The sequence below is a fragment of the Cellulophaga sp. BC115SP genome (assembly GCF_009905545.1).
GTDB classification, from domain to species: Bacteria; Bacteroidota; Bacteroidia; order Cytophagales; family Spirosomataceae; genus Flectobacillus; species Flectobacillus rivi.
The window spans coordinates 1-1954 of sequence record NZ_JAAALB010000124.1 but is presented as its reverse complement, the minus strand read 5'-3'; the positions used below and the strand labels follow the sequence as shown (position 1 = coordinate 1954).

At 33.8% G+C, this 1954-nt stretch carries 3 protein-coding genes and 1 pseudogene; all 4 read right to left on the bottom strand.

Annotated elements, in window-relative coordinates; translation table 11 throughout:
- Positions 1-461, bottom strand: a pseudogene (locus tag GVN22_RS27135) (IS3 family transposase); the annotation flags it as partial.
- A 23-nt stretch (positions 462-484) separates the two neighbouring features.
- Complete coding sequence (locus GVN22_RS27130) at positions 485-751, bottom strand: transposase (protein ID WP_166554133.1); 267 nt, start codon at positions 749-751, stop codon at positions 485-487.
- 68 nt (positions 752-819) lie between these two features.
- On the bottom strand, positions 820-1521 hold the full coding sequence (locus GVN22_RS27125; RefSeq protein ID WP_166554132.1) for a hypothetical protein: 702 nt from the start codon (positions 1519-1521) through the stop codon (positions 820-822).
- Position 1522: 1 nt separating this feature from the next.
- A partial coding sequence (locus GVN22_RS27120) for a hypothetical protein (protein ID WP_166554131.1) occupies positions 1523-1954 on the bottom strand: 432 nt, incomplete at its 5' end.

The following is a 1954-nucleotide window of genomic DNA, read 5'->3' as shown; positions in this document are numbered from 1 at the left end:
ATATAAATCACCCTACTACTCTTGAGCGAGTAGTCTGTCTCTATGAAAAGTACTTCTCGATTGTAATCATCTATCACGTTAAAGCTTCGGAATGAACGCCCATTGCTCAAAACATCACTCATGAAGTCTATGCTCCAAGTTTGAGTAAAGCTTTTGGGAACTTCTAAGGGCTCTTTTACTCTAGCTACAAGACGTTTTTTAGCCTTTTTACGAATAGAAAGACTCATCTGAACATACACCCGATGCACTCGCTTATGATTGATGCTATGACCTGAATTGCGCATACGATAATAAAACTTCCAAAAGCCTTCACGAGAATGATCCTTACTCAATTGTGTTAATTCATCTATTAACACTTGATCGTCCTTAACAGATTGATAGCTTAAACTGCTTCGGCTCGTTTTGAAGATACGGCATGCCTTGCTAATGCCTCTTGGATATAGCTCTTTCAAGTCTAGCACAAGTGCTCGCTTGACACAAGGCTTTAGAGCTTTTTTTCTATGACATATTTTGCCATATCCAGCTCCAAGGCTAATTTAGCATACATACGCTTGAGTTTAGCGTTCCCTTCTTCAAGTTGTTTAACCTTCTTGAGTTCGCCAGCTTCCATGCCGCCATAACGCTGACGCCATTTATAAAATGTTACCTTGCTGACTCCATATTCGCGAACAATGGTGTCTAAGGATTTGACAGATTCAAATTCCTTAAGAATCTTTGCAATTTCGGTTGAACTAAATTTGCTCTTTTTCATAATACATACTTAAAGTTAAAAAATATTACACCTTTTAAACTTTTAATCCGTACTATTTTTGGGGAAGCTTACAACTCAAAGCCTACTATTTTTTTAGCTTTTTCATCAATTTGTCCATCATGTCCTCTGAAATAGTTAAATGCTCCACTTTGATAGGCAAAATGGCTAGGTTTGTCTATTATATGGATAATTTTACCATATTTGATATCAATACCTATCAACATTTTAGAGCCAACTCCAATCCACAGTATATCATTACAAACTCCAATTATTTTATCTATCTCCCCATAAGCCCCCAAATCTACCTCCCATTCGTACTCGCCTGTGAGAAGGGAAAAAGAAAAGAGAGTGATTTTACGTTTTTCAAAAAAATAAATAAAATCATTCTTTCTAATTAAATCCCAAATTGGCAATTCTTTAAATAGTCTCGTTATAACGAAACTATTTAAAGAATCATAAATAAAGATTTTGAATGCCTTTCTAGTAGGAATATAATCATAACCTACAACATTGTTTTTTTCAATTGTATGTAACCAAAGGACAAATGGAATCTCTTTGACTTGATTATTAAAGAATAAATAAGTTTTGTTTCCTGAATATGAAGGAAGAAAAACAAAGTTGCTGTGGCAAAAAATCCTTGTACCATCCACATCATTTGTTATTGGTACATCATTGTAATATGCAATATTATTCTTATCGCATATTAAGATTGTATTATTAAAGATTTTAAACCCAGCTATGTTAGCTTGATTATCTAATAAATGGAACATATTATTTCACTTTTATAAATTTAAAGAAATCATCATCCAAGTCGTTAACCATTCTTAAAAATTCGGATTCAGCTTGAGTTCGATTAAGATTTGGAAACAAATCTTGTGGTAGTCCTACCGTATTCCCCCAAATGGTATTGAATAAATTTGTTCCCATATTAGTGAGCGTAGTACCATTATACAACTGTTTTTGTATTGCTTGTTTGGCTTGAGTTTCTGTTCCTGCTTTTTTAGTGTTGAAAATATACTCCAAATTAGAAATATTTCTTATTACTGAAAAATAGGCTGATAACTGCCCCATGTCAGCAGGCAATTCATCAGTACTTTTACATTCTATGAACCATAAACCAGTGTTGGTTTGGTCGCCAGTATACATATCAAACTCATAATTGCCTTGTACTTGTGGGAAAAGCAAATTAAACTGTTGGTCTAT

Excerpts from the sequence above, each read along its gene's own strand:
- GVN22_RS27130 (WP_166554133.1), bottom strand. The coding sequence starts at position 751 with ATGAAAAAGAGCAAATTTAGTTCAACCGAAATTGCAAAGATTCTTAAG.
- GVN22_RS27125 (WP_166554132.1), bottom strand. The coding sequence starts at position 1,521 with ATGTTCCATTTATTAGATAATCAAGCTAACATAGCTGGGTTTAAAATC.